The following is a 19,271-nucleotide window of genomic DNA, read 5'->3' as shown; positions in this document are numbered from 1 at the left end:
AGACCTGTAGTAGAGGATACCTGCAATGAATCATCATCCTGTAAAATCATCCCGTATTGCATCCGTCGGCTATGACGAATCCTCTCACACGCTGGAAATTCGCTTTCACCAATTGGCTACCCTGCAATATCAGCCTGTCCCTGCCCGTATTTTTCGTGATTTCCTGAGCGTGGTCTCGAAAGGTCGATTTTACGACGGCGTAATAAAAGGCAAGTTTCCTGAAATCAAAATAAAGTGATGCCAAAATGTGATCTTTGTCATTGTACATAAAGTGCCATTACGCGGTAAGCTTTAGGTGGATACTTAAACAGGAGGTTTTATGAACAGAACGATTCTTGTACCCATCGATATTTCAGACTCAGAATTAACTCAACGCGTTATTGCCCATGTTGAAGCAGAGGCCAAAATTGACGATGCGCAGGTCCATTTTCTGACCGTAATTCCGTCACTGCCCTACTACGCTTCTCTGGGACTGGCCTACTCGGCAGAGTTACCGGCCATGGACGATCTGAAAGCCGAAGCAAAATCTCAACTGGAAGAGATTATCAAGAAGTTCAATATCCCAACGGACAGAGTGCACATTCATGTCGCAGAAGGTGCGCCGAAAGATAAGATTCTGGAGATCGCCAAAAAATTACCGGCTGATATGGTCATTATTGCCTCACACCGACCTGACATCACCACCTACCTGCTGGGCTCTAACGCCGCAGCAGTAGTGCGTCATGCGGAGTGTTCGGTACTGGTAGTCCGCTAAGCTTTCAGGCCCGCACATCGCTGCGGGCTTTTTGTTTCTACCACTTATACCCCACGATTCCTGTCCTAAATGTGCTGACATTTTTCCCGCTTATCCGTACCATACACGCCACAGTTTTTATATCAGACTTCTTTTGCCGGACTATCCGGCGTGATGCATACTCTTCTGATGCCACACTATGAATTGAGCCTCTATTAAATGTCGCAAAATCAAGATATTAGCAAGAAAGAACAATACAACCTGAACAAATTGCAAAAACGTCTGCGTCGTAACGTGGGCGAAGCCATTGCCGACTTCAATATGATCGAAGACGGCGATCGCATTATGGTGTGTCTTTCCGGCGGGAAAGACAGCTATACCATGCTGGAGATCCTGCGTAATTTGCAGCAAAGCGCCCCGATCAGTTTTTCCTTGGTTGCGGTTAACCTCGATCAAAAACAACCTGGCTTCCCAGAGCACATTCTGCCGGAGTATCTGGAACAGCTGGGCGTTGAGTACAAGATTGTTGAAGAAAACACTTACGGGATCGTCAAAGACAAAATCCCTGAAGGCAAAACGACCTGCTCGCTCTGCTCTCGCCTGCGTCGCGGCATTCTGTACCGTACGGCAACCGAGTTAGGTGCCACCAAGATTGCGCTCGGCCACCATCGCGACGACATCCTGCAAACGCTGTTTTTAAACATGTTCTACGGCGGAAAAATGAAAGGTATGCCGCCGAAGCTGATGAGTGATGACGGTAAGCACATCGTGATCCGCCCGCTGGCTTACTGTCGTGAGAAAGATATCGAGCGCTTCTCCGAAGCGAAAGGTTTCCCGATTATTCCGTGCAATCTGTGCGGCTCACAGCCTAACCTGCAGCGTCAGGTCATTGCTGACATGCTGCGTGACTGGGACAAACGCTATCCAGGTCGGATTGAAACCATGTTCAGTGCGATGCAGAACGTTGTGCCTTCACATCTGAGCGATATCAATCTGTTCGATTTTAAAGGCATTAAGCACGGTTCAGAGGTTGTGGACGGCGGTGATTTAGCGTTCGATCGTGAAGAGATCCCGCTGCAGCCTGCGGGCTGGCAGCCAGAAGAAGATGATGCTCAACTGGATGAGTTACGCCTGAACGTGGTGGAAGTGAAGTAAGGCGATTATGTAAACGTCTTATCAGGCCTACAACGAGCATATACCCGTTGTAGGCCTGGTAAGCGGAGCACCATCAGGCACTCCAATGGGTATTTATTTCAATAAACGAACTCGGCAAGTCTTGCCTTTAATCTTACCGTTTTGCAATTGTTTCCACGCCTTGTGCGCTATGTTCTGGCGAACGGCGACATAGACGTGTGTCGGATGAACGGCAATTTTGCCGATATCGGCGCCATCCAGGCCAATATCACCGGTCAGAGCCCCCAGAACATCACCAGGACGCATTTTAGCCTTTTTGCCACCATCAATGCATAACGTCGCCATCTCTGCTTCCAGCGGCAGGATTGACACGTTAGCTGGCGCTGGCAGCCAGTTCAGCTTCAATTGCAGCATTTCAGAAAGAATATTGGCACGCTGTGCTTCTTCCGGCGCACAGAAACTAATCGCCAGACCGCTGTTACCGGCTCGCGCGGTACGTCCGATACGATGGACATGAACCTCCGGATCCCACGCCAGCTCGAAGTTAACCACCAGTTCGAGTGATTTAATATCCAGGCCACGTGCGGCCACATCGGTGGCAACCAGAACGCGTGCGCTGCCGTTGGCAAAACGCACCAGCGTCTGGTCGCGATCGCGCTGTTCCAGATCTCCATGCAGTGAAAGTGCGCTTTGCCCCGCCTCATTCAATGCGTCACACACGGCCTGACAGTCTTTTTTGGTGTTGCAAAAAACGACGCATGAAGCAGGCTGATGCTGGCTGAGCAATTTTTGCAGCAGCGGAATTTTTCCGTGGCTGGAGGTTTCGAAAAACTGCTGTTCAATCGCCGGTAACGCATCGACCGTATCAATTTCAATGGTTAATGGATTTTGTTGCACCCGGCCACTGATGGCGGCAATGGCTTCCGGCCAGGTCGCAGAAAACAGCAAGGTCTGGCGAGAAGCTGGTGCAAAGCGAATGACATCATCAATCGCATCGCTAAAGCCCATATCCAGCATACGGTCGGCTTCATCCATAACCAGCGTATTCAGGGCTTCCAGAGAAACGGTGCCTTTTTGCAGGTGGTCGAGTAAACGCCCCGGCGTGGCGACAATAATATGAGGTGCATGCTGCAGAGAGTCACGCTGTGCACCAAAGGGCTGCCCACCGCATAGCGTTAAGATCTTGGTGTTTGGCAGAAAGCGCGCTAAACGACGCAGTTCACCCGCCACCTGGTCGGCAAGCTCTCGGGTTGGGCACAGCACCAGAGACTGCGTCTGAAACAGCGCGGCATCAATATGCTGTAATAGCCCAAGACCAAAAGCAGCCGTTTTGCCACTGCCGGTTTTAGCCTGCACGCGAACATCTTTCCCCGCCAGGATTGCCGGTAATGCAGCAGCCTGAACAGGCGTCATTTCAAGATAACCCAGCTCGTTAAGGTTCTCGAGTTGAGCAGCAGGTAAAACATTCAGGGTTGAAAAAGCGGTCACAATTTAATCTCGCGGTAAAAACTCACATTCAGCAGGCGCGTATCCTCGCAGATCTACGCCCACGATGCGACAATTTAATAGGTTCTTCATCCGGCGGCGGATCCGGCATTGGCTGCGGACGAGGAATGGGATCGGGAATGGGAACCGGGTCAGTCGGGAGCGAATCCGTGTGCGCAGTTGCAATCAGACAGGTCATATACTCCTCCAGTCATTCAGGTTGACTCTTTTAGGGTAGACGCTGATTTCCTGCAGGCAAAAAAAAGCCGACTAATCTAAGTCGGCGTCGTACGAATCAATTGTGCTATGCAGTAATTCAAAAAAGGAAGTAAGACAATATGGAGCGCAACGCCCATCGCTTGACGTTGCATTCACCTGCGAGAGAGATATTGCCCCGAATAGGTAGATGGTTTATTGACCTCGCTCAAAATTCAGGACGTTTTCATGCGCAAAAGTCACTAAAAAACGTTGTTGTTACAACCATTTACTACGATGCAACCATAAAGTAACACCACCAATCAGGACCACTAACAGAATACAAAAAAGTGAGAAACCGAACTGCCAACCACCGCCAGGGATACCGCCGAGGTTAACGCCGAAAAGCCCGGTTAAGAATGTGCTGGGAAGAAAAACCATTGCCATCAATGACATTGTATACGTTCGGCGAGCCAGAGACTCCTGCATCACCTGCGCAATTTCATCCGCCATGATACCGGTCCTGGCAATACAGGCATCGATTTCATCCAGTCCTCTCCCCAACCTGTCAGCGATATCCTGCATCCGTCGCCGATGGTCGTCAGTCATCCAGGACAACCGTTCGCTCGCCAGGCGGGCATAGACATCACGCTGTGGCGCCATATAACGGCGCATCACAATTAACTGCTTACGCAGTAATGCCAGGAAGCCACGCGGCGGGATCTGCTGATCGAGCAGGTTATCTTCCAGATCGATAATTTTGTCGTGCAACTGTTCGATAAATTCGCTGGCATGATCGGTCAGCGCATCACAAACATCCACCAGCCAACCGCCACAATCAGCTGGCCCTGTACCTTCCTGGAGGTCGCTGACCACGTCATCCAGTGCCAGCACTTTGCGCTGACGCGTTGAGACAATCAGACGCTCATCCATATATAAACGCATCGCTACCAGTTGGTCAGGCCGCTCGTCGGTGCTGCCGTTGATACAGCGCAGCGTAATTAACGTACCTTCTCCTACCCTGCTGACACGCGGGCGCGTGCTTTCACCCGCCAGCGCATCACGCACGTTATTGGGGAGTAAGGGCGTTGTCGCCAGCCATTGCGCACTTTCAGGATGAGTATAATTAAGATGCAGCCAGCAGGGATGCTGAGTGTCGATAACATCGTTATCTTCCAGTGGTTTCACCCCACCACGCCCATCCAACAGCCAGGCAAACACGGCATCCGGCACATTAACATCCGTTCCCTTAATGGCTTCCACAGCGCCTCCACAAACATTCAGCTTTTTTCGTTAGTCTAGCCGTCAGAATATGTTAAGCAATATCTCATTGTCCCATTGTGCTGAAATGACTCATAAAAGTATCTGATAACAAAAAAAGCGCCGACAAATGTGGCGCTTGTTGCGAGGCCCCCTGTTAAGCCCGCTGGCGTCTCTCAGATTCAAAAGCGTGACTTAAACGAAACTTGTGCGTTCGCGACTGGAGGTCAGTCACTTGATTTTTCAGAATATCCGAAGAGTCAGACAGTTCATCCACCATAATGGCGTTACTCTGGGTAACGTTTTCCAGTTCCGCGAGCGCATGAGTAATACTGATGATCCCTTTCTCCTGCTCCTGCGTAGTGGTTAATATCTCGCCCATCAGTTGGTTTAATTGCCCGGCGCCACCAACAATATCCTGCATATTTTTTTCAGCTTCACGCACAATAGCCGCGCCTTGTTGAACGTTTTCATGAGTTTGGGCAATCAGATGTTTAATATTCTTAGCGGCATCTGCGCTACGGTGCGCGAGCATTCGTACCTCTCCGGCCACCACGGAAAAACCTTTGCCATGTTCTCCCGCTCTCGCCGCTTCTACGGCGGCATTCAATGCCAGAATATTTGTCTGGAATGCAATACCATCTATCAGGGTAATAATTTCTGTCATCTGCTGGGCGCACTCGGTGATCGACTGCATATTGGTTGCGACCTGCACCATTAAATCACCGCCCTGCCGGGCAGATAGTGTTGCAATATTGGCCTTAGCACTCGCCATTTGCGTATTCTCTGCATTGTTACGCGTGCTGACCGCTATTTCATCCATGTTGGCAGCCGTTTGCATTAATGCTCCGGATTGCTGCTCTGTTTTTACTGATAACTCAGCGCTGCGTTCCGCGAGCTGCTCAGAGAGCGCCATCGCCGTTTGCGAAGATGTTCTGATCTCATTAACGAGTGTTGAAATATTACTTGATAAACTATTAATGCCCGGTATTAATCTCCCCGCACAGTTATTGCCAAACTCTGGAATACTAATCGCCAGATTCCCGGAGGTTACCTCCTCAATGCTTCTTTTAACCGTATTAATTGGCACGACTAAATATTTCGTCATGTACCACCACAAACATAATATAGAAGTAAAACTGACCAAATTAGTTCCAATGATAATTACCGGGGGAGCGGAAAATATTATTTCAAAAACATTGAGAGCGACCGCCGTAATGAGCAGAAATAAAATAATAAAGGTTCTGACGCTAATATCATTTAACATTTTAGTCCTGTGCGCTAAGAAATAACGTGGATATTATTTTTTATAGCATCTGCAATGCAAATTTCCATAACGCGGAGACGAAAGACGAACTTTCAATGAGAGTCTGCAATCCTTTCACTTAAGACAGGTAATCACACTATTAATTTACATTAACCAGGTGTTTTATCCTACAAAGGATGAGACTGTCGCTTGTCGTTAGATTATTGTGATGACAAGCACGTCGTGTGCATAAAATGCACAGAATTATAAATCTTATGAATATTTGTATAAGTAAAGGTCTATCATTTTCGATGTTTGCCCCTTCCCTCTAATAGTCATTGTAAAAACACAAGAACATCCCAGGTTTTATCAGGTTAACTGGACAAAACCTGCTAAATTTATCATCACGTCTTTTTTTTGATAGGTAGTAAGATGTTGCACGTGTCGTGGGACCCTGTATTGATTGGGATTTCCTTTATTGTCGCGTTTATTGCCTCCTTTATTGCCCTCGACAGTGCGGGCAAAGTGGCAATTTCCAGCAGACGTGAATCTACCTTCTGGCGACTCTCTGGCGGCGCTACGCTGGGTATGGGGATCTGGTCGATGCATTTTATCGGTATGCTGGCCATGAAAATGAGTATGCCAATAAATTACCATTTATCCCTCACCGCGTTTTCGTTCTTTATTGCGCTCATTTCTGCGACAGTCGCCATCAATATCGCCATTTCTGGTAATACGCTATCAACAAAACGCCTGCTCATTGCTACCAGCATATTAAGTGCCGGTGTTGTTACAATGCACTACGTTGGTATGTATGCCGTTATCGAACATGTGGCTATAACCTGGGATCGCTCGCTGATCCTGCTCTCCGTGATTATTGCCGTCGCTGCGTCTGGCGTGGGTTTGTGGCTGGCCTTTCACTTACGCCAAAATAGCCGTCGAGCGCTAATAAATCGGCTTATTGCTGCCTTTATTATGGCGCTGGCAATAGCCTCTATGCATTACACCGGTATGGGAGCAGCTACGTTCACCCATTTTGGACACACTGCGCACGATGGTCTCAGCACGCTGGAACTTTCTATCTGGGTCTGCGCCGTCACGCTTGTTATTTTGGGGATCATGCTGGTGGTTTCGATGGTGGATTCGCAACTCCGTACCTCCCGACTGGCTGACAATCTGCATCAGTTGAACTGCCAGCTTGAGCATCAGGTTCACTTCGACGCGCTGACCGGTCTCGCTAATCGTACGCAAATAGACACCTGCTTACTGGCCTGCCTGCGGCATTCTAAACTGCATCAGCAGCATTTCGCGTTGGTATTTATCGACCTCGATCGTTTTAAAGTCGTTAACGATACCTGGGGACATCACATTGGCGATCAGCTACTGATAGCCAGTACACAGCGAATCTTCACTTGCCTTGATGACTCAATGACGCTGGCAAGACTGGGGGGCGATGAATTTATCCTGCTGATTCCAGACTGCAACCAACAGGATATCTCCGCCCTGCTGACGCGGATTGCCGATGTGATCGGTGAACCCTTTACCTTGTTCGGACATACCATTCGGGTTTCGTTAAGTGCGGGGAGCAGTATTTACCCTGAGCATGGCTCAACGCTGCATGAGCTAAAAGTGAAGGCCGATATGGCGATGTATCATGTCAAACAGGCGGGCAGAAACGGCTGGGCTATTTATCATCCGGAAATGGAAGCTATCGCGGATACACCGCCGACATTTTTACAAGAATTGTCGCAAGCACTTGAACGCAACCAGTTTGAGCTATGGTATCAGCCTAAATATACCGCTGGAGATCATTCCCTGACCGGTTTTGAAGCATTATTACGCTGGCATCATCCGGAACGCGGCATGCTGCTGCCAGCCGAATTTCTTTCTGCGTTGGAAGGTACGGGCCTGATTATTCCCGTTGGGAAATGGGTTATCCAGCAGGCATGCCTGCAGTTGCATCAATGGAAATTACAGGGAAATACAGAATGGACGCTCGCCGTTAACCTCTCACCCGCCCAGTTTGAACAGCATGATATTATTGATGTTGTTTGTAACGCCCTGGCGCAGTATCAACTGTCACCTGCTTGCCTCACGCTGGAACTCACTGAAAGCACCGCCCTTAAAAATTTGAAACGCAGTGTGGAAGTCCTGAATGCTTTTTCTGCTTTGGGGATCACCGTATCTATTGATGATTTCGGTACAGGTTATTCAAATATATTGATGCTGAAGTCTCTTCCGGCGCGCGAATTAAAAATTGACAGGATATTTGTCAAAGATATCAGCGAGAACAGCAAAAACACAAAAATTGTGTCTACCATTATTGACATAGCTCACTCCATGAATATGCGTGTGGTGGCAGAAGGAATAGAAACCCAGGAACAGGAAATACTCCTTACTCAGATGGGGTGTAGCATGCTGCAAGGTTTCTTGTTTGCAAAACCGCTGCCAGCACATAAGATTCATGAACTGATACAACAAGAAAACAGTATCAAGCAAAAGCCAGTTGTACACCCCTTGTCTCACCGACAATCAATAACATTGTGAGACGTAATATCTAAAAATATTCGCCATTTAACAGGCAACACAGCAGATAAAGATAACGGGATTATCGATGAGCACAACCGAGCTGCATTCACTGGATTTATTAACCTTTCCGGTGTGGATTGTTTTGCCACATACCGAAGAGCTGGTGTTCGCTAATAACGTTGCACGGGAGCTAATGCAGGGTCTCTGTTTTTCCCCGCTCCGCAAGGGAACATTTTCAACGCATGCTCAAAATGACTTAACCATGTATCTCAGCGACTTGCGAAATCATCACCATGTAGTGGAAATTCTCACGGTTTACCGCGACGGTGAAGAGATTGCGATGGCAAGTCGCCTTTCCATTAAACCCCTGCCTGGCATGGGTGAAGTCATCCTTTTCGAAGGCATTGAGACGCCTGCTGCACAGGGTCTGAAAGCGAGCCGTTCAGCAACCTATCAGCGGAAAAAACAGGGATTTTATGCGCGCTTCTTCCAGACTAATTCCGCGCCAATGTTACTTATTGATCCGTCCCGCGATGGGTTGATCGTGGATGCAAACCTCAGTGCGCTCAATTTTTATGGATACACTCATGATGTGATGTGTCAGAAACATACATGGGAAATCAATATGCTGGGCCGCCATATACTTCCGGTGATGCATGAAATCGCCCATCTGCCCGGCGGCCATAAACCTTTGCATTTTGTCCATAAACTGGCTGATGGGACTTCCCGTCATGTGCAAACCTACGCCGGACCGATCGAAATTTACGGTAATAAACTGATGTTGTGCATTATTCATGACATTACCGAACAAAAGCGGCTGGAACAGGAGCTGGAGCGTGCGGCCCTGCGAGATGTTTTAACGGGATTACTTAACCGCCGACATTTTTATCAGGTAACCGAGCCGGAACAGACGCATGCGATATCATTGACGCAGGACTACAGCCTGTTGTTGATCGATACGGATCGCTTTAAAAGCATTAACGATCTGTTTGGCCATTTAAAAGGCGACGAAGTGCTTTGTGCTCTGGCACGCACCCTGGAATCCTGTGCGCGAAAAGACGATCTTATTTTTCGCTGGGGTGGTGAAGAATTTGTGCTGCTCCTGCCGCGAACGTCGCTGGATGTCGCTCTCAACCTAGCAGAAGTGATCCGTGCGACAGTGGCAAAGGTGACTCTCCCTGGCCTTCCCCGCTTTACCGTCAGCATTGGTGTAGCACGGCACGAAACAAATGAAAGTATCGATGAGTTATTCAAACGTGTTGACGACGCGTTGTACAAAGCCAAGAACGAAGGCAGGAACAGAGTGCTGGCCGCCTGATGTTTACGTCGTTCAGCGACTACGTTTAGCGTGACGCTCCCAGTTATCCTGTTTTGCCTGCGCGGTTTTACGCAATGCCACATAGCATGCCCCGCTGCCGCCGTGATGCGGCAGTGCGGCGCAGTATGCTTGCACGTCGTCAAATTCCGTCAACCAGCGCGCTACGTAGCTGCGAATAATATTGGCATGAGAATTATCGTCACGTCCCTTGCCGTGTATCACCAGCACGTTACGCAACCCTTCTTGCTGCGCCTGCAGAATAAAGCTAAAGAGCATCTGACGACATGTTTCAACAGGTTGGCGAATAAGATTAAGACTCGCCTGCTGCGGGTATTTTCCGTTTCGCAGCTTGTCTGTCACACCGTTCTGTAAACCTTCGCGACGAAACTCGAGCGGCACACTTAACGGGACAATATCGAGAAATCCCGTCGAGAGAAAATTATCCAGTTGAAGCGTATCGATACGCGCCGGAGTGCGAAGATTGCGCATGGGCTGCCAGTGTACATCGGTATGGCTTTTCAGCGGTTGAACATCCCCCATAGCGTCAAGAAACAACGATGCATCATCAAGGTTCATGTTTCATCCTCCAGCGTATTGCGATGGGCATTATCATAACCGCGCACTATTATACCGACAACTATACCGGTAACGGTTTACGGTTATTTCCAATAATTAACCGGATCCGTCGCGCTGAACCGATCTACTCACGACAAGTTGATATCCATTTTTAGAGGTATAGCTGCGACGGTCACTGGCGTGATAATGTGTAGCCTCGCCTGAATGCTGTAATGAGAGAAACGGATGCTTAACTTACTGGAAGACACCATCGACACGCCGCTGGGCCCGCTGTGGGTTATTTGTGATGAGCAATTTCGCCTGCGCGCAGTGGAATGGGATCAGCACAGCGATCGCATGGAACAATTGCTTGATATTCATTACCGCACAGAAGGTTATCAGCGCATTACCGCCAAAAACCCAGGTGGATTAAGCGACAAACTCGCTGAGTATTTTGCCGGAAACCTCAGCATCATTGACACGCTTGAAACGGCAACCGCAGGGACGCCTTTCCAGCGTGAAGTCTGGCAAGCGTTACGCACTATCCCCTGCGGGCAGGTCATGCATTATGGTCAACTGGCCGAAAAGTTGGGTCGCCCCGGTGCTGCAAGAGCCGTCGGCGCAGCTAATGGCTCCAATCCAGTAAGCATTGTGGTCCCCTGTCATCGCGTCATTGGACGTAACGGCACCATGACCGGATATGCCGGTGGCGTACAACGAAAAGAGTGGTTATTGCGCCACGAAGGTTATTTGCTACTCTAGACTCCAGGCAATTAATGCCTTATCCATCACACTTCCGCATAATGCGACCCCAAATTAATTGTGGCTAATCAAGCAGATACAAATATTCACTCCAGTTATGCCTGAATTATTCTCTCTTGGGAGTAGCTCAGGCTTACGTGCTCACCAAAAAGATGTTAAAATTGACAAATATCAATTACGGCTTGAGCAGACCTATGATCCCGGAAAAGCGAATTATACGGCGCATTCAGTCTGGCGGTTGTGCTATCCATTGCCAGGATTGCAGCATCAGCCAGCTTTGCATCCCGTTCACACTTAACGAGCATGAGCTTGACCAGCTCGATAACATCATCGAGCGCAAAAAGCCTATCCAAAAGGGGCAGACGCTCTTTAAAGCAGGTGATGAGCTTAAATCACTCTATGCTATCCGCTCCGGAACGATTAAAAGCTATACCATTACCGAACAAGGCGATGAGCAGATTACTGGCTTCCATCTGGCGGGCGATCTGGTCGGTTTTGACGCGATTGGCAGCGGACATCACCCGAGCTTTGCTCAGGCGCTGGAAACCTCGATGGTATGCGAAATTCCTTTCGAAACCCTTGATGACCTGTCCGGCAAAATGCCAAATCTGCGTCAGCAGATGATGCGTCTGATGAGTGGCGAAATCAAAGGCGACCAGGATATGATCCTGTTGTTGTCGAAGAAAAACGCTGAAGAGCGCCTGGCGGCCTTTATCTACAATTTGTCTCGTCGCTTTGCCCAGCGTGGATTCTCGCCTCGTGAATTCCGCCTGACCATGACCCGTGGCGACATCGGTAACTACCTCGGTCTGACGGTTGAAACCATCAGCCGCCTGCTGGGTCGTTTCCAGAAAAGCGGTATGCTGGCGGTGAAAGGCAAATACATCACTATTGAGAATAGCGACGCGCTGGCAGTTCTTGCTGGCCATACGCGTAACGTTGCGTAATCTTTCCGCAAGCATCTCTGTTATCCTTCTGTCAAATCGCTAAATTATCCCGATTTATTGATCTGGCAGGAGGTTATTCCCTGTTTCAAACCACATTATTGGGTTACTCTTTTAGTTACAAACTGCGATGACAGTTGTAAGGAGACCCTGTATGGCTATGTATAAAAATATGCTGGTCGTCATCGACCCGAACCAGGACGATCAACCAGCATTACGGCGAGCTGTTTATTTGCATCAACGGATTGGTGGCAAAATTAAAGCCTTTTTGCCGATCTATGACTTTTCCTATGAGATGACTACCCTGCTGTCGCCCGATGAGCGTACGGCAATGCGTCAGGGGGTTATCAGCCAGCGAACTGCATGGATACGTGAACAAGCGAAATACTATATCGAAGCAGGGATCCCTCTGGAGATTAAAGTGGTCTGGCATAACCGACCCTTTGAAGCCATTATCCAGGAAGTCATCAGCGCCAAGCATGACCTGGTCCTCAAGATGGCGCACCAACACGACCGCCTCGAAGCCGTAATATTTACGCCAACCGACTGGCATTTATTGCGTAAATGTCCAAGTCCGGTATGGATGGTGAAAGACCAGCCATGGCCTGAAGGGGGTAAAGCACTGGTTGCAGTAAACCTCGCCAGTGAAGAGGCTTATCACAACGCGCTCAATGAAAAACTGGTCAAAGAGACGCTACAGCTTGCAGAACAGGTTAACCATACCGAAGTGCATCTGGTAGGCGCCTACCCTGTTACGCCAATCAACATCGCGATTGAACTGCCTGAATTTGATCCCAGCGTTTATAACGACGCAATCCGTGGACAGCATCTGCTGGCCATGAAGGCGCTACGCCAGAAATTCAGTATTGATGAGAAAGTGACGCACGTTGAAAAAGGCTTACCTGAAGAGGTCATTCCTGATTTAGCCGAGCACCTACAGGCAGGTATTGTGGTATTGGGGACCGTCGGACGTACCGGTATTTCTGCCGCGTTCCTTGGTAATACCGCGGAACAGGTTATCGATCATCTACGCTGTGACCTGCTGGTCATCAAGCCAGATGAATATCAGACGCCAGTTGAACTGGACGACGAAGAAGACGATTAACCACATAATAAAATGCCGGATGGCGATATCATCCGGCATTTTAAACGCCTAGTGTTGCTCCTCGCCGCCGAGAAAATAGATACCAAGCGGGATAGCCAACAGAATCGTAAACACCATGCTGTAGACACAAATCATTGCAGATTGAATGGCATACATTGAAGCGGTCCAGTCGGATAGCGGAATGTCATACTGTTCAATAACGCCGCCGATCGTCGCGCGCGTCACGACCGACGCTGCGATAATAAACACTCCAAGCAGGCACAACAAAAATTTCCGTCCCTTCGCTGTTTTCAGCTTAGCCATGATCATAGTACTGTCCTTTTGCAGATGAAAACCTTGTTACTTTGCGCTAACAATACCATGACATCAACTGACTGTCTGCTACATAAACCGCATACAGGGTTGACGTCAGCACTATTTCGCTGAAAATAATGCTGATTGCATTATTTATCTCTCCTTTTGATTAATGATCTGACCGCCCTAACTGAGTAAAATATCCGGGGATTAAGATGTCAGATGATATTTAGATAACATGGAGTTGCCAGGAAGAATCATGATCGCTGAACTGTTTATGAATAATGCGTTTAATTTGACGGTAATTCTCAGCTGCTGTGCCGCGCTGGTCCTGATGAGTGTCTGGTATCATCGTGGAGAGCGTCGCTGCAAAGGATTCATATTTCATGCCGCACAATTTTTTGTCTATGCCATTATCATTGGGACGTTTGGCAGCATTGCTAATAACGTTATCGAAAGTTACAGCCTGAAATTTATCTCCCCCAACGTGGTCGACTTTATCTGCACCTCGTTGATTGCATTGATCCTGACCATCAAACTTTTTCTGGTGATTAATCAGTTTGAAAAGACGCAGATTAATAAAGGCAGAGATATCACCAGCGCGAGGATCCTGTCGCGTATCATCAAGATTACCATCGTGGTTGCCATCATTTTACTGTATGGCGAACACTTCGGTATGAGCTTATCCGGCCTGTTAACCTTTGGCGGCATTGGCGGTATCGCTGTGGGTATGGCGGGGAAAGATATTCTGAGCAACTTCTTCTCAGGCATTATGCTCTATTTCGACAGACCGTTTAGCATCGGCGACTGGATCCGCTCCCCGGACCGCAATATTGAAGGCACAGTGGCCGAAATTGGCTGGCGAATGACTAAAATAAACACCTTCGACCATCGTCCGTTGTATGTGCCAAACTCGATTTTCTCCTCCATCAGCGTAGAAAACCCAGGGCGCATGACCAACCGGCGTATTAAAACGGTGATCGGGTTACGATATGAGGATGCCGATAAAGTCGGTGCTGTTGTCGAGTCGGTCAGAGAAATGCTGCAAAACCATCCAGGAATAGACCAGAAACAAACTCTGTTGGTCTATTTTAATGAATTTGCCGATTCATCGTTGAATATCATGGTGTATTGCTTCACGAAAACCACCGTCTGGAAGGAATGGCTCGCGGTACAGCAAGACGTTTATTTAAAGATTATCACGATAGTCCAGGCAAATGGCGCCGACTTTGCGTTCCCCAGCCAGACGCTGTATATGGATAATCCTGAAGCATCGCCGTCGACACACTAACAAAAAAAGACGCGGAAATCCGCGTCTTTTTTGTACTTATTTCAATGAGGCAATATCAATTACAAAGCGGTATTTCACATCGTTTTTCAACATCCGCTGCCAGGCATGATTAATATCCTGAATATTGATCACTTCAACATCGGCGGTAATACCATGCTGACCGCAAAAATCGAGCATCTCTTGCGTTTCGGCAATACCGCCGATAACTGAACCCGCCACAGACCTACGTCCAAGGATCAGGGGAACCGTATTCAGAAACGTATCCAACGCACCGAGATAACCAACCAGCACCAGCGTACCGCTTAGTGCCAGGGTTGGGATATACGGGTTCAGGTCATGAACGTAGGGCACAGTATCGATAATCAGATCAAACTGATTCGCTGTCGCTTTCATCTGCTCACTGTCAGTGGAAAGCACAACATGACTGGCACCCAAACGTCTGGCATCAGCTTCTTTGCCCGGTGAACGCGTAAACAGCGTAACTTCCGCGCCCAGTGCATTTGCAAGTTTGATTGCCATATGCCCAAGTCCACCCAGACCGACAACCGCGACTTTACTGCCCTCGCCTACCTGCCAGTGGCGCAGAGGCGACCATGTCGTGATCCCGGCGCAGAGCAGCGGTGCCGCACCGCGTAAATCGATCCCTTCAGGGACCTTCACCACAAACTTTTCAGTAACGACAATTTTGTCAGAATAGCCGCCGAAAGTGGGCAAACCGTCATGACGGTCGATATCGTTATACGTTAGCGTGTTGCCTTCTTCGCAATATTGTTCCAGCCCTTGTTCACAGGCGCTACAGTGTTGACATGAATCAACCATGCAGCCTACCCCTGCGAGATCGCCCACGTTGAATTTCGTTACCGATTTACCAACATGCACCACGCGGCCAATGATTTCATGCCCTGGTACCATCGGATATTTAGCACCGCCCCAATCGTTGTATGCGTTGTGGATATCCGAGTGGCAAACACCGCTGTATAAAATATCGATAACCACATCATCTTCACGCGGGTCACGACGAACAAAACTATGGGGGACTAAATCTTCTTTCACAGCCAGAGCAGCATAACCCTTCACGTTCATGACCATTGAGATCTCCTCAGGGATTAGGTGTTACCAGAACCAGCATAGTTCAGGGCAGCAGGTTGTACTCAGCGTCGCTAACCGGTTCCAGCCATTCGTTCGACGCGCCAGGGGCCGGGATTTCCACGGCGATATGGGCAAACCAACTATCACGCGCAGCGCCGTGCCAATGTTTCATTCCCGCGGGAATATGCACGACATCACCGGTTTCCAGCTCGCGCGCCGGTTGATTCCATTCCTGATACCAGCCTCTACCACCGGTCACCAGCAATATTTGTCCGCCCTCATGATGAACATGCCAGAAGTTACGACAACCCGGTTCAAATGCGACATTGCCAATTACCACACCTTCCATGGAGAGCATGGTCAGATAGCTATCACCAGTGAAATACTTCGCATAAGCTTCATTTTTCTCGCCTCGCGGAAAGACGCTGTTACCATCAAATTGTTCGTTCATAGTGACTCCAGTATGAATAATGTCTGCGGTGTTCGTGCAAGACATTCATCAAAAACCGTACGGGTATAGCAGGACCGGCCGTTCAGACTGCGAGGGAAACCGCAGTATGCATAGAGCTGTGCTTCATTGAGCGTGAGTCCCGCATCCAGTTGGTATTGCATATTCGACTCTCCAGAGCGGTGGCAACATTGCACCACCGGGGGCTGAAAACAGTAAAATTATAGAGACTCGACGTGTCGGTGATTAGAGAGGAAAAGAAGGACAAACTTATGAGCTGAGCTCATCAATAATAAGCAGCAGGTACTCTTTATTTGCAGGTTACTAATTGATGACTTACGCCACAATCTCGATTAAATTGCCGTCAGGATCTTTTATCACCGCTTCGTAATAACCATCGCCCGTAGTGCGCGGACCTGAGACTAATATCCCCTGTTTCTGCGCTTGCATTGCAACGGCATCAACATTTTCATTGCCGCCAACAGAAATGGCGAGGTGTACCCATCCGCAACAATTATTGTCAGGTTGCTGCCCGACAAGACCCGGTTTGGTCATTAACTCAATTGCAATATCCTCGCCAATTTTGACAAAATAAGATTCAAACCCAGGGTTGGTTTTACTGCAGTATTTCTCGTTGATCTTACCGTCAAAAAATGAGACCCAGAAGCGAGCTTGCTGCTCGAGATTCTGTGTCCATAACGCCATATGCGCAATTTTCATAGCTTACCTCTTTCCGTTGTATCCAGAATAGTACGGTCTCTGTAAGGGATGTTGACATCGTTAATCATAATGCACGATCATGCACTTTATTGCTCGATGTTTATTTTACCTGGAGTATCTATGCTCGATTACGCCGCATTCCCGGAACAGCGCCAGGCGCTTATCTATCAGATCCTGCAAGAAAACGGCAGAGTCATTTGTTCTGAACTCGCGAACCGATTAGGCGTTTCTGAACATACAATTCGTCGTGACTTGCATGAATTGAGCAAAGATGGCGTGTGCAAGAAGGTCTATGGTGGCGCGGTAATTGCACTCCCTGAATCCGAAGACATTGCCGTGCGCAAGGGTATTAATGTGGCCAAAAAGAGCAACATCGCGCAGCGATGTGCCAGACTGGTCAAATCCGGAAGCTGTATTTTTATCGACACGGGTAGCACCAATCTGGCGATGGCAGAAGCTCTGCCCGCCGAACTGGCGTTAACCGTGGTGACAAATTCACCGGAGATTGCCGCCGTTTTGCTAAAAAAACCGCTGTTTGAGGTCATTATTCTGGGCGGCGCGGTACAGAGATCTTCTGGCGGGTGTGTGGGAGCTTCCGCCATCGCACAAGTGCAGGACATTTTATTCGATCAGGGATTTATTGGCGGCTGTGCGATGTCGCCTGAATCCGGCTTAACGGGGTTTGATTATGCGGATTGTGAGTTCAAAAAAGCGGTGATCAAACAATGTAATGAAACTATCGTCGCGCTAACCGCTGAAAAAATCCCAGCCATCGCCCGATATGTCGTTACCGAAAGCAGCAATATTGATGTAATTGTTGTAGAGGACAACATCAGCAAAGAGTACGCCACAGCATTCCAGGCGCACGACATTCGGATTTATACCGTCTAACCGTGTCAGGCTCTCTGAAAACTTACTGTGCTAAACGTCGCTCCTGGCGTCAGCGCGGTGATAGCTGACAGACAATCCAGACGGATTTTTTGCTGATTTTCAGATTGCCCCACTACCAGAAATTCTTCTTTTTCCACAGTGGTACACGTCGTCAACGCTTTAGCATCAAAACATGTGCCATCCGTTAGTTCAATGCGCAACCAATAGTGGTATATGCAGGCGATTTCCAGATAATCATGAAGATCGCAATCTATCGGGTGATACTCTTCGGTCGTTTTCATCGCGTTACATTCCCCAACGTCTTGTATATTCGGGAAATCGCCAACGCAACTTCCCGAACTATCCAGCTATTTCAACGCTTCAATGGGAGCGCCAAAATTAATATGCAGCACATTGCCGTCAATCACCAGCGCCGGAACAGATTTCACGCCAGCCACTTCAGCCTCGGTAACCCGATCAGGATGCTCTCCCAGATGAACCACATCGATTTCAACATCCGCAGACAAGTGCTGCAGAAGAGCTTGTTCTGCGGAAACACAAACCGGGCAACCTGCATGATAGAAACGAGCTTTAGTCATGATACATCTCCTATAAATTATAGTATCGATTCGATACTATAATTTATAGTACGTTGCTTTTATTCTTTGTCAATATAGTTTTCAATCGATACTATATGCCGAGGAGGATTTGTTATGCCCGACATGTCACTTTTCGACGTACTTGACCGGCTTTCCAGCCTGACACGGATGTGGTTTCGCCAGCATCCTTTACTGGTGGATCTCCAGCCAGTACAACTTAGTGCGTTAATGTATCTGGCCCGTTGTAACCGTTATTCCAATACGCCGCTTGGCGTGACAGACTACCTTGGTCTCACCAAAGGTACCGTGTCGCAATCGCTGAAGCTGTTGGAAAACAAAGGGTTGATTGTTCGCAAACCGGATGACCGTGATAAACGTAGCGTCCATCTACACTTAAGTGAGTCGGCCAATACCTTATTGGAAGCCCTGCTGCCCCCCACGTTTTTAGTGGAGGGTGAATCGGCAATGGGTGAACGGGCGAGCGTACTCAGAGAGCTGCTGTTAGAACTGTTACGCGGGATCCAGAGGACCAACAATGTGCCTGGCTTTGGTCTTTGCCATAGCTGTCGGTTCCACCAAAAAATTGATGGTCAGGGATTTTGTAATCTGACGAAAGAGAGATTAAGTGAAGAAGATTCGTTGCTGATTTGCCGTGAGCATCAACCGCCGGAAACGTAATGCGGTTAACAAAGGT

General features: G+C 48.5%; 22 protein-coding genes. 11 read left to right on the top strand and 11 right to left on the bottom strand.

Annotation, left to right across the window (positions count from 1 at the left end; all coding sequences use genetic code 11):
• Nucleotides 1-25 precede the first annotated feature (25 nt).
• From OGV98_RS08790 to ttcA, 3 genes are all read left to right on the top strand, one after another.
• A complete protein-coding gene (locus tag OGV98_RS08790; RefSeq protein ID WP_003020366.1) occupies nucleotides 26-238 on the top strand; it encodes a KTSC domain-containing protein in 213 nt (70 codons plus the stop codon).
• A gap of 81 nt (nucleotides 239-319) precedes the next feature.
• On the top strand, nucleotides 320-754 hold the full coding sequence (gene uspF, locus OGV98_RS08785; protein WP_003020369.1) for a universal stress protein UspF: 435 nt from the start codon (nucleotides 320-322) through the stop codon (nucleotides 752-754).
• Nucleotides 755-952: 198 nt separating this feature from the next.
• A complete protein-coding gene (gene ttcA / locus OGV98_RS08780) occupies nucleotides 953-1,888 on the top strand; it encodes a tRNA 2-thiocytidine(32) synthetase TtcA (RefSeq protein WP_003833209.1) in 936 nt (311 codons plus the stop codon).
• 93 nt (nucleotides 1,889-1,981) lie between these two features.
• Here ttcA and dbpA read toward each other — a convergent pair whose 3' ends face one another.
• The 4 genes from dbpA to OGV98_RS08760 all read right to left on the bottom strand — a co-directional run bounded on the left by dbpA (nucleotide 1,982) and on the right by OGV98_RS08760 (nucleotide 6,074).
• Nucleotides 1,982-3,355, bottom strand: coding sequence for an ATP-dependent RNA helicase DbpA (dbpA, locus tag OGV98_RS08775; RefSeq protein WP_202581292.1), 1,374 nt, complete (start codon nucleotides 3,353-3,355; stop codon nucleotides 1,982-1,984).
• Nucleotides 3,356-3,383: 28 nt separating this feature from the next.
• The gene (gene ynaL, locus OGV98_RS08770; protein ID WP_085951593.1) at nucleotides 3,384-3,551 is read right to left on the bottom strand and encodes a proline-rich small protein YnaL; all 168 of its coding nucleotides are present in this window, start codon (nucleotides 3,549-3,551) and stop codon (nucleotides 3,384-3,386) included.
• 275 nt (nucleotides 3,552-3,826) lie between these two features.
• Nucleotides 3,827-4,810, bottom strand: a complete 984-nt coding sequence (zntB, locus tag OGV98_RS08765) for a zinc transporter ZntB (RefSeq protein WP_003020379.1) — start codon at nucleotides 4,808-4,810, stop codon at nucleotides 3,827-3,829.
• Nucleotides 4,811-4,964: 154 nt separating this feature from the next.
• On the bottom strand, nucleotides 4,965-6,074 hold the full coding sequence (locus tag OGV98_RS08760; protein ID WP_016150306.1) for a methyl-accepting chemotaxis protein: 1,110 nt from the start codon (nucleotides 6,072-6,074) through the stop codon (nucleotides 4,965-4,967).
• A gap of 411 nt (nucleotides 6,075-6,485) precedes the next feature.
• On the opposite strand from OGV98_RS08760, the gene OGV98_RS08755 reads away from it, so the two are divergent.
• Nucleotides 6,486-8,600, top strand: a complete 2,115-nt coding sequence (locus OGV98_RS08755; protein WP_279279219.1) for a putative bifunctional diguanylate cyclase/phosphodiesterase — start codon at nucleotides 6,486-6,488, stop codon at nucleotides 8,598-8,600.
• A 67-nt stretch (nucleotides 8,601-8,667) separates the two neighbouring features.
• Nucleotides 8,668-9,900, top strand: a complete 1,233-nt coding sequence (locus OGV98_RS08750; protein WP_003843938.1) for a GGDEF domain-containing protein — start codon at nucleotides 8,668-8,670, stop codon at nucleotides 9,898-9,900.
• Between the two features lie 12 nt (nucleotides 9,901-9,912).
• Here OGV98_RS08750 and smrA read toward each other — a convergent pair whose 3' ends face one another.
• Nucleotides 9,913-10,476 (bottom strand): DNA endonuclease SmrA, encoded by a 564-nt coding sequence (smrA, locus tag OGV98_RS08745; RefSeq protein ID WP_003843940.1) that lies wholly within the window; start codon nucleotides 10,474-10,476, stop codon nucleotides 9,913-9,915.
• Nucleotides 10,477-10,701: 225 nt separating this feature from the next.
• Here smrA and ogt point away from each other — a divergent pair, with 225 nt between their 5' ends.
• From ogt to uspE, 3 genes are all read left to right on the top strand, one after another.
• A complete protein-coding gene (gene ogt, locus OGV98_RS08740; RefSeq protein ID WP_049003283.1) occupies nucleotides 10,702-11,217 on the top strand; it encodes a methylated-DNA--[protein]-cysteine S-methyltransferase in 516 nt (171 codons plus the stop codon).
• A 194-nt stretch (nucleotides 11,218-11,411) separates the two neighbouring features.
• Nucleotides 11,412-12,164 carry a fumarate/nitrate reduction transcriptional regulator Fnr gene (gene fnr / locus OGV98_RS08735; protein ID WP_003020397.1) on the top strand — a complete coding sequence of 251 codons (753 nt, stop codon included), beginning with the start codon at nucleotides 11,412-11,414 and terminating at the stop codon, nucleotides 12,162-12,164.
• Nucleotides 12,165-12,315: 151 nt separating this feature from the next.
• Nucleotides 12,316-13,266, top strand: coding sequence for a universal stress protein UspE (gene uspE / locus OGV98_RS08730; protein ID WP_003840808.1), 951 nt, complete (start codon nucleotides 12,316-12,318; stop codon nucleotides 13,264-13,266).
• 48 nt (nucleotides 13,267-13,314) lie between these two features.
• On the opposite strand, the gene OGV98_RS08725 is transcribed toward uspE, so the two are convergent.
• Nucleotides 13,315-13,575 carry a DUF2534 family protein gene (locus OGV98_RS08725; RefSeq protein WP_003020403.1) on the bottom strand — a complete coding sequence of 87 codons (261 nt, stop codon included), beginning with the start codon at nucleotides 13,573-13,575 and terminating at the stop codon, nucleotides 13,315-13,317.
• A 244-nt stretch (nucleotides 13,576-13,819) separates the two neighbouring features.
• Here OGV98_RS08725 and OGV98_RS08720 point away from each other — a divergent pair, with 244 nt between their 5' ends.
• Nucleotides 13,820-14,851 (top strand): mechanosensitive ion channel family protein, encoded by a 1,032-nt coding sequence (locus tag OGV98_RS08720; RefSeq protein WP_044710863.1) that lies wholly within the window; start codon nucleotides 13,820-13,822, stop codon nucleotides 14,849-14,851.
• Between the two features lie 36 nt (nucleotides 14,852-14,887).
• Here OGV98_RS08720 and OGV98_RS08715 read toward each other — a convergent pair whose 3' ends face one another.
• The 3 genes from OGV98_RS08715 to OGV98_RS08705 all read right to left on the bottom strand — a co-directional run bounded on the left by OGV98_RS08715 (nucleotide 14,888) and on the right by OGV98_RS08705 (nucleotide 17,108).
• Nucleotides 14,888-15,940 carry an NAD(P)-dependent alcohol dehydrogenase gene (locus OGV98_RS08715; protein ID WP_088902220.1) on the bottom strand — a complete coding sequence of 351 codons (1,053 nt, stop codon included), beginning with the start codon at nucleotides 15,938-15,940 and terminating at the stop codon, nucleotides 14,888-14,890.
• 43 nt (nucleotides 15,941-15,983) lie between these two features.
• Complete coding sequence (locus OGV98_RS08710; RefSeq protein WP_044710869.1) at nucleotides 15,984-16,391, bottom strand: cupin domain-containing protein; 408 nt, start codon at nucleotides 16,389-16,391, stop codon at nucleotides 15,984-15,986.
• Nucleotides 16,392-16,724: 333 nt separating this feature from the next.
• Nucleotides 16,725-17,108 carry a VOC family protein gene (locus OGV98_RS08705; RefSeq protein WP_003840800.1) on the bottom strand — a complete coding sequence of 128 codons (384 nt, stop codon included), beginning with the start codon at nucleotides 17,106-17,108 and terminating at the stop codon, nucleotides 16,725-16,727.
• 120 nt (nucleotides 17,109-17,228) lie between these two features.
• Here OGV98_RS08705 and OGV98_RS08700 point away from each other — a divergent pair, with 120 nt between their 5' ends.
• Nucleotides 17,229-17,999: a DeoR/GlpR family DNA-binding transcription regulator gene (locus OGV98_RS08700; protein ID WP_202581290.1), complete on the top strand. Its 771-nt coding sequence runs from the start codon at nucleotides 17,229-17,231 to the stop codon at nucleotides 17,997-17,999.
• Between the two features lie 5 nt (nucleotides 18,000-18,004).
• Here the strand turns inward: OGV98_RS08700 and OGV98_RS08695 are convergent, their stop codons facing one another.
• A complete protein-coding gene (locus tag OGV98_RS08695; RefSeq protein WP_061550115.1) occupies nucleotides 18,005-18,280 on the bottom strand; it encodes a Rho-binding antiterminator in 276 nt (91 codons plus the stop codon).
• A 66-nt stretch (nucleotides 18,281-18,346) separates the two neighbouring features.
• A complete protein-coding gene (locus OGV98_RS08690; RefSeq protein ID WP_016150313.1) occupies nucleotides 18,347-18,577 on the bottom strand; it encodes a glutaredoxin family protein in 231 nt (76 codons plus the stop codon).
• 114 nt (nucleotides 18,578-18,691) lie between these two features.
• Here OGV98_RS08690 and OGV98_RS08685 point away from each other — a divergent pair, with 114 nt between their 5' ends.
• Nucleotides 18,692-19,255, top strand: a complete 564-nt coding sequence (locus OGV98_RS08685; RefSeq protein ID WP_044700109.1) for a MarR family winged helix-turn-helix transcriptional regulator — start codon at nucleotides 18,692-18,694, stop codon at nucleotides 19,253-19,255.
• The last annotated feature ends 16 nt before the right edge of the window (nucleotides 19,256-19,271 follow it).

It is taken from the genome of Citrobacter sp. Cf136, assembly GCF_030333815.1.
GTDB classification, from domain to species: domain Bacteria; phylum Pseudomonadota; class Gammaproteobacteria; order Enterobacterales; family Enterobacteriaceae; genus Citrobacter; species Citrobacter freundii.
This window is presented reverse-complemented; position numbering and strand designations above follow the sequence as displayed.

Excerpts from the sequence above, each read along its gene's own strand:
- ttcA (WP_003833209.1), top strand. The coding sequence starts at position 953 with ATGTCGCAAAATCAAGATATTAGCAAGAAAGAACAATACAACCTGAAC.
- OGV98_RS08760 (WP_016150306.1), bottom strand. The coding sequence starts at position 6,074 with ATGTTAAATGATATTAGCGTCAGAACCTTTATTATTTTATTTCTGCTC.
- OGV98_RS08685 (WP_044700109.1), top strand. The coding sequence starts at position 18,692 with ATGCCCGACATGTCACTTTTCGACGTACTTGACCGGCTTTCCAGCCTG.
- OGV98_RS08725 (WP_003020403.1), bottom strand. The coding sequence starts at position 13,575 with ATGATCATGGCTAAGCTGAAAACAGCGAAGGGACGGAAATTTTTGTTG.
- OGV98_RS08715 (WP_088902220.1), bottom strand. The coding sequence starts at position 15,940 with ATGGTCATGAACGTGAAGGGTTATGCTGCTCTGGCTGTGAAAGAAGAT.
- OGV98_RS08755 (WP_279279219.1), top strand. The coding sequence starts at position 6,486 with ATGTTGCACGTGTCGTGGGACCCTGTATTGATTGGGATTTCCTTTATT.
- ynaL (WP_085951593.1), bottom strand. The coding sequence starts at position 3,551 with ATGACCTGTCTGATTGCAACTGCGCACACGGATTCGCTCCCGACTGAC.
- OGV98_RS08710 (WP_044710869.1), bottom strand. The coding sequence starts at position 16,391 with ATGAACGAACAATTTGATGGTAACAGCGTCTTTCCGCGAGGCGAGAAA.
- OGV98_RS08705 (WP_003840800.1), bottom strand. The coding sequence starts at position 17,108 with ATGAAAATTGCGCATATGGCGTTATGGACACAGAATCTCGAGCAGCAA.
- OGV98_RS08720 (WP_044710863.1), top strand. The coding sequence starts at position 13,820 with ATGATCGCTGAACTGTTTATGAATAATGCGTTTAATTTGACGGTAATT.
- OGV98_RS08700 (WP_202581290.1), top strand. The coding sequence starts at position 17,229 with ATGCTCGATTACGCCGCATTCCCGGAACAGCGCCAGGCGCTTATCTAT.
- uspF (WP_003020369.1), top strand. The coding sequence starts at position 320 with ATGAACAGAACGATTCTTGTACCCATCGATATTTCAGACTCAGAATTA.
- ogt (WP_049003283.1), top strand. The coding sequence starts at position 10,702 with ATGCTTAACTTACTGGAAGACACCATCGACACGCCGCTGGGCCCGCTG.
- OGV98_RS08695 (WP_061550115.1), bottom strand. The coding sequence starts at position 18,280 with ATGAAAACGACCGAAGAGTATCACCCGATAGATTGCGATCTTCATGAT.
- OGV98_RS08790 (WP_003020366.1), top strand. The coding sequence starts at position 26 with ATGAATCATCATCCTGTAAAATCATCCCGTATTGCATCCGTCGGCTAT.
- OGV98_RS08690 (WP_016150313.1), bottom strand. The coding sequence starts at position 18,577 with ATGACTAAAGCTCGTTTCTATCATGCAGGTTGCCCGGTTTGTGTTTCC.
- smrA (WP_003843940.1), bottom strand. The coding sequence starts at position 10,476 with ATGAACCTTGATGATGCATCGTTGTTTCTTGACGCTATGGGGGATGTT.
- OGV98_RS08750 (WP_003843938.1), top strand. The coding sequence starts at position 8,668 with ATGAGCACAACCGAGCTGCATTCACTGGATTTATTAACCTTTCCGGTG.
- uspE (WP_003840808.1), top strand. The coding sequence starts at position 12,316 with ATGGCTATGTATAAAAATATGCTGGTCGTCATCGACCCGAACCAGGAC.
- fnr (WP_003020397.1), top strand. The coding sequence starts at position 11,412 with ATGATCCCGGAAAAGCGAATTATACGGCGCATTCAGTCTGGCGGTTGT.